The 6724-nt window shown below is 66.4% G+C and carries 4 protein-coding genes; 1 reads left to right on the forward strand and 3 read right to left on the reverse strand.

Features of this window, described 5'->3' with window-relative positions; genetic code table 11:
* Positions 1–97 precede the first annotated feature (97 nt).
* On the reverse strand, positions 98–568 hold the full coding sequence (locus WEB61_RS12495) for a DUF305 domain-containing protein (protein ID WP_368064666.1): 471 nt from the start codon (positions 566–568) through the stop codon (positions 98–100).
* 78 nt (positions 569–646) lie between these two features.
* Positions 647–2074 carry an N-acetylmuramoyl-L-alanine amidase gene (locus tag WEB61_RS12500; RefSeq protein WP_368064667.1) on the reverse strand — a complete coding sequence of 476 codons (1428 nt, stop codon included), beginning with the start codon at positions 2072–2074 and terminating at the stop codon, positions 647–649.
* A gap of 848 nt (positions 2075–2922) precedes the next feature.
* Here WEB61_RS12500 and WEB61_RS12505 point away from each other — a divergent pair.
* On the forward strand, positions 2923–5496 hold the full coding sequence (locus WEB61_RS12505) for a ribonuclease E/G (RefSeq protein WP_368064668.1): 2574 nt from the start codon (positions 2923–2925) through the stop codon (positions 5494–5496).
* A 73-nt stretch (positions 5497–5569) separates the two neighbouring features.
* On the opposite strand, the gene WEB61_RS12510 is transcribed toward WEB61_RS12505, so the two are convergent.
* A partial coding sequence (locus tag WEB61_RS12510; RefSeq protein WP_368064669.1) for a gamma-glutamyltransferase occupies positions 5570–6724 on the reverse strand: 1155 nt, incomplete at its 5' end.

Here is a 6724-nt window from a genome sequence, read left to right on the forward strand (position 1 = left end):
TATTAAGGCGGCTATTTACCAAGAAACCGTTGCCGCCGCCTTACGACGCGTCCGGGACGTGCATTTTCCGGCATTTTTCCCGCATGCCCGCCTTTCCTCAAGGTTGCGGGCCGGTGGCGACGCCGTTTCGCTCGATGTCGGCGATCAGCCGTTTCATCTCATCGATTTCCCGAAGCTGCGTCTCCAGGATTTCATCCGCCAATCGCCGGACGCGTGGGTCGGCGATCCGCGCCCGTTCGCTGGTCATAACCGCAATCGAGTGATGCGGGATCATCGCCTTCATGTAGGAAACATCGTCGACGGTCTGCTGGCCGCGAACGAGCCAGAGAGCGCCGGCGAACACCAGCACGGCGCCGATATAGATTGCGACATTCGCCCTGGCATTCGCGTACATGCCCAGCATGAAGGAGAGCATGACGATCGCCATCGTCGCGCCCATCACCAGCGCCATCCAGCCCCGCGTCTGGCTGAACCACACATGGTCCAGCGCCCATGTGTTGAGGTACATCAGGCCGAACATCACAAGGGTCGAGGTCGCGATCATCGCGCCGAAACGAGTATAGCTCACAGCGGGCCTCCTGCCGGTTGCGCGCCCCCTCGCAATGAGTATGGGGCGATCCGGCGGGATTTCCGCTCCTTCGAGAGGTTATTGCGGCCCTTCGGCCATGCGGTCGCCAAAATAACGGTCGATGGCGCGGGTGAAGGACCCCGCCACACCCGTGCGCCAGGAGGACGAGACCAGCTGTTTTTCATCGCTGGCGTTGGTCAGGAAGCCGAGTTCGATCAGCACCGAGGGCACGTCAGGCGCTTTCAGCACGACGAAGCCGGCAAAGCGGTGCGGACGCTGCAGCGTGGTCGTTTTCTGGCCGGCATAGTCGACAATCGAACGGGCGAAACGCGCCGAATAATTCTTGGTCTCGCGCTGGGCGAGATCGATCAGGATGCCGGTGACTTCCGGGCTTTCGCCGTCGAGGTCGAGACCGCCGATCAGGTCGGCGCGGTTTTCCTGACGCGCCAGCGCGGCCGCTTCACTGTCGGAGGCGGTTTCGGAAAGCGTGTAGACCGAGAGGCCGCGCACATCGGCTTTCGCGATCGCGTCGGCATGGATCGACATGAAGAGATCGGCCTTGTGACCGCGCGCAATGGCAACGCGCTGGCGCAAGGGAATGAAGATGTCGGTCTCGCGCGTCAGATGCACGTCGTAGCGGCCGGTGGCGCGCAGTTGCGTGGCGAGTTCGCGAGCGAAGGCCAGCACAATGTTTTTCTCTTTGACGCCGCTGCGGCCGGTGGTGCCTGGATCGACGCCGCCATGTCCCGCATCGATAACGACGACGCGGCGGCGCTCGACACGCTCGGCCGGCGGGCTCATCGGTACGGCGGCGATGGACTGGATTTGCTGCGCGGCCGCAGCGGCGGCCGCTTTTTCCTCGGCCGGCGCGCCCGCGCTTCGGGCAAAGCTGGCGCTGTCGGTCGGTGCGAGATCGAGCACGATGCGGCGGCCGAAGCCCGCCTGCGGGTCGAGCACGAAATTGCGGGCGACAACCACCGGCTCCGTCATGTCGATGACGACGCGGAAGGTGTCGCCCTGAAAGCGGCCGTAGCGATAGCCGGAAACGGAGCCGCGCATGGCCGGCGCGACCGGTTCGTCGAGGCGGAAGGGAACGCCGGTCATGTCGATGACGACGCGGTAGGGATCGGAGAGCGTGAAAACGCGGTAGTCGACTGCGGCGTCGCCCGTCAGTTCCATCACGAAGCGGGTCTGTTCCCCGTGATCGCCGAGGCGGATGCCGGTGACCGCCGACATGCCCTTCGGCAAGGGGGCTGCACGCGGAATGGCGGCGGCGGGCGGTGCATCGCTCAGCGCACCGGTCGTCAGGAGATCGTTTTCGAGGTCGCGGGCCAGAAGTTTGGCCAATTCGCCCACGTCCAGGCCGTCGGCTGGCAAATCCTCAGCGCCGAGACGCGGCGGCGCGGCGACGAGGACGACAAGGACGAGGGCAAGCGCCGGCACGGCCGCGAGGGCCAGATGGCGCGCCCGCCGGACAAACCCCCGATTCTGTCTGTTATTTCTCATAAACATCCGCCGCGGCGACACCGTGGGACCTGCCTTTACCTGTGCCGTCCGCCACGGTTTCCCGAACGCCACTGTCGGCCGGATGCTCCGGCCTGCCGCCCGGATGCCCCCGGCAGCCCATCGCGAACCGCGGCCCGCGAAGCAACTCGCCTCAATATAGCCGTCAGATTACTTCAAAATACGTTATCACGCCAAAATTTACGATATTTCAATGGGTAGACTGGTTAATAACGGCACAATTGACGGCCAGTGAAGGCCGCCGACGCCGCGCTTGCCAAATCAGCGCGGCAGCGGGTACAAACAGACCGCGCCCGGCAAGTTCAAGGCTTTCAAGGGCGCCGACACAGGATTCGGGTAAACCGTCGCGCCGCGCCCCAACCGTCTTCAACCGGATGGGACCCGAGCGTCGACCGCGTAGGGCCCGGCGTTTTCCCAAGGCAATCATCCCGGACAACGCCAAACAGACGCGCCAGAGCGGGCCCCCGCGCCCGCAACGCCCGCCCCGGCCGCAATGCCGGGTCCGCGCGGCGAAGACAAGAACACGCCGGCACCCGGCGGCTCAACGGGTGCACCAAAGGTAGAGATGCACAACGCAGTTCCGCGACTTCACGACCGGCAGACCGGACAGGGCTTTTCCAAAAGCCGTGTTCGCCCGGTTGCGATGCCGGCCATGCGGCGCGCCCTCGCCACTTTTTTACAGATCCCGTCCGGACCTGCCGCGGCGCGCCTCACCGGCGCCCGCGCGGCGGCCCGGACGCATACAACAAATGGCGCCCGCCCGCGCCCGGCCGGCCGCATGACATTGCGGCGGGACATGCGCGGCGGACAGCGCCCCGGAGATATTCCATATGGGAAAGACCATGCTGATCGACGCGGCCCACCTCGAGGAAACTCGGGTTGTGGTCGTGAGCGGCAATCGCGTTGAAGAATTCGACTTCGAATCGGAAAACAGGAAGCAACTTCGAGGAAACATCTATCTAGCCAAGGTAACGCGCGTCGAACCGTCGCTTCAGGCGGCGTTCGTCGAATATGGCGGCAACCGGCACGGCTTCCTCGCCTTCAGCGAAATTCACCCCGACTACTACCAGATCCCGGTCGCGGATCGCGAAGCCCTGCTGAAACAGCAGGCCGCCGAAGCACGGCGCGAGCGCGAGGCGGAAGACGAGGACGAAGCCCCCGCCGCACCGCTTGCCGCCATGGAGGTGCCCGAGGAACCCACCGAGGCCGGCGCCGACGCCGAGGATGAAACCGACATCGAGGCCGACGGCGGCAACGGCAACGAAGCGGCCGATGCGCCCGGCAATGGCGACGCCGAAAGCAGAAGCGAAAAGGCGATCGAGCGCGGCGAAACCGAAACGGTCGTCTCCGACGAAACGATCGAGTCCGTCGGCGCCGAGGATGCGATGGAGGAAGCCGCGCCGCGCAAGCAGCGCGTCAACTACCGCTCCTACAAGATCCAGGAAGTCGTCAAACGCCGCCAGATCATGCTGGTTCAGGTCGTCAAGGAAGAACGCGGCAACAAAGGCGCGGCTCTGACCACCTATCTGTCGCTCGCCGGACGTTATTGCGTGCTGATGCCGAACACGGCGCGTGGCGGCGGTATTTCGCGCAAGATCACGGTCGCGGCCGACCGCAAGAAGCTCAAAAGCATCGCCGAGACGCTCGACGTGCCGGAGGGCATGGGACTGATCGTGCGCACGGCAGGCGCCAAGCGCACCAAGGCCGAGATCAAGCGCGACTACGAATACCTGCTTCGGATGTGGGAAAGCGTGCGCGAGTTGACGCTGAAATCGACGGCGCCCACTCTCGTCTACGAGGAAGGCAGCCTGATCAAGCGCTCGATTCGCGATCTGTACGACAAGGATATCGACGCGATCCATATCGAAGGCGACGAGGGCTACCGCGAGGCCAAGGGCTTCATGCGCATGCTGATGCCGAGCCATGCCAAGAACGTGCAGCCCTACAAGGACAAGCAGCCGCTCTTCCAGAAATACCAGGTCGAGCAGCAGCTCGACTCGATGCTCAACCCGACGGTCACGCTGAAATCGGGTGGCTATATCGTCATCAATCCAACCGAAGCGCTGGTTTCGATCGACGTCAATTCGGGGCGCTCCACCAAGGAACGCAATGTCGAACAGACGGCGCTCAAGACCAATCTCGAGGCGGCCGAGGAAATCACCCGGCAGATGCGTCTGCGCGATCTCGCCGGCCTCATCGTCATCGATTTCATCGACATGGATGAGAACCGCAACAATCGCGCGGTCGAACGCAAGCTCAAGGATTGCCTGAAGACCGATCGGGCGCGCATTCAGGTCGGCCGCATCAGTCATTTCGGTCTGCTGGAAATGTCGCGCCAGCGCATGCGTTCCGGTGTGCTGGAGGGTTCGACCGTCACCTGCCCGCATTGCGCCGGCACGGGCCTTGTGCGCTCGGTCGAGTCGATGGCGCTGCATGTGCTGCGCGGCGTCGAGGCCGAAGCGGTCAAGGGCCGCGCCGCCGCTTTCACCGTCAAGGTGCCGGCGGTGGTCGCGATCTACATTCTCAACCAGAAGCGCGCCAATGTGCTCGACATCGAGGAACGCTACGGCGTTTCCGTCTATATCGAGGCGGATGGAACGCTGACCGGTTCCGACCACCGGATCGAGCAGGCCGAAGCGCGCGCATTGACGCGGACGCGGCCGGCACAAGGCGCAATCAGCATTGAAAGCGGCTATGCGGCGGACGACGACGATGTCGTCGAGGCCGTAGAGGAAGAGGACGCCGAGGAAGAAGCCGAGGAGACGCAGGAATCCGTCCCGGCGCGCGGATCGTCCGATGAGGGCGACGGCCAGCGCCGGCGCAAGCGCCGCCGGCGCAAGCGGAAGCCCGGCGAGGAGCGGGAGGCGGGCGGCGAGACCGAGGCGGCGCCGACGGCCGGCGCCGAGGCGGACGACGACGGCGAGGAGGAGGAAGCCGAAGCGGCCGACGGCGAAACGCGCCCCGCGGCGGCGCAGGACGAACTGGACGAGAACGGACAGCGCAAACGCCGCCGGCGCGGACGGCGCGGCGGGCGGCGCAATCGCCGCCGGCCGGATGAGGACGGCCAGGAGAGCCCGGCTATCGCCGCTTCCGCCGAGCAGGAAGGCATCGCCGACGATGACGCGGATGCCGACCGGAACGAGCCGGTTCTTCTATCCTATTCCCGCAATGAACCGGCCGTGACCGAGGACGCGGTCGAAGAAGAAGCGCCGGAAGAGACCGAGGAAACGGCGACAGAAGAACCCGTTACCGATCCGGTCGTCGAGCGCGCGCCCGAGCGGGACGTCGAGATGGCGGTCGAAACGGCGGGCGATTCATCGGAGCCCGACGCAGCGGCCCCCCGTTCCGCCGAGCCCGACCGGCCAGACGAACCAGTGCGCCGCGGCTGGTGGCAGCGCCGCTAGACCGCGCAACGCGCAAACGATCAGGGCCTGAGGAGCGATCCTCAGGCCCTTTCGATTCCGGCAGGTGAAAAAATCAGAAGCTTGAGCCGGCCGCCGTGACGCCCATGCCGTCGCCGCGCGGGCCGACGGCAAGACTGCAGGCGCCCGTCGCGAGCCCTTCGGGGCAGGCAATGGCATGGGCCGGCGAACGCGCATCGGCGGGCGACGCGGCGAGCGCCGCCGCAACGGCGCCGGTTCCGGCCAGGGCCGATCTGGCGGCGTGCTGGATCGCCGCCGCGCCTTCAGGCGCGCCCGCGCCTGCGCCGCTGAAGAAGACGCGTGTGCCGTTGGCACTGGTGACGATGACCGGCATCAGAAACGCCGAGGCGATGCCGCCCGACGCCTGTTGCGGATTGGCGGCCATGACAATGCCCGTTCCCTCCGCGACGCGGCCGGCGCCGAAGGCGCCGTTCATGGTGACGGCACAGGCGACCGCCCCGCCCTTTCCATCGATCGTCGCAAAGGCCGTCGATCCGAAATCGCGGCCGAGATTCTCGGTGACGCCCAGCGACACGGCCGTGCGGCGTGCAATATCCGCCAGTTCGGCGGCGCTCGCCTTTTCAGTGTCGCGCCAGAGCGCGGCGGCAAAAACGCCCGCACCGAGCGCCTGCGCCGGAACCGCCACCGCACCGGCAGGCGACGAAAGCATCTGTGCAGGCGCGACATCCGGACGGTAGTCGCGGAGATCCTCGAGGCTCATGGCGCCGCCGGCGAGGCGCGCTTCATCGACCAGCGCCCGCGCGGTCTGGCCGGCATAAAAACCATTGACGCCCTGGCTGCGTATCAAGGCCAGCACCGCCGCCAGCTCAACGCGGGTGACGTGATCGAGTTCGCGGGCGCGTTCGCCGTCCTTGCCGGCGAAGCTGCCGCGTAGCGACGGCGAAGCGGCGATGAGCGCCGCCGCATCGGCAAGCTGGCGCGCGCCGGCGCGCGAGACCGGGAACCCCGTCGCCGCCATGCGTTCGGCAGGACCGAGCACGGCGGTCCATGGGCGCTTGCCGTAGCGCGCCTGCAGCAGCGCGAAACCGCGCACATTGCCGGGAATGGCAATGGCGCCGCCGCCGCGCGGGCTGCGCGCGAGGAAGGAGATGCTTTCGATCGTGCGTTCCCCGGCGTTGCGCGCCAGACAGACGCCGCCGCCGCCCAGCCCGGCAGCGGCCGGATATGTCACCGACAGGGCGAAGTAGAG

Origin of the sequence: Parvibaculum sp. (assembly GCF_040882025.1) — a bacterium.
GTDB lineage: Bacteria > Pseudomonadota > Alphaproteobacteria > Parvibaculales > Parvibaculaceae > Parvibaculum.

Bases quoted from the DNA above. Each gene is read 5' to 3' on its own strand.
- WEB61_RS12505 (WP_368064668.1), top strand. From the start codon at position 2,923: ATGGGAAAGACCATGCTGATCGACGCGGCCCACCTCGAGGAAACTCGG.
- WEB61_RS12500 (WP_368064667.1), bottom strand. From the start codon at position 2,074: ATGAGAAATAACAGACAGAATCGGGGGTTTGTCCGGCGGGCGCGCCAT.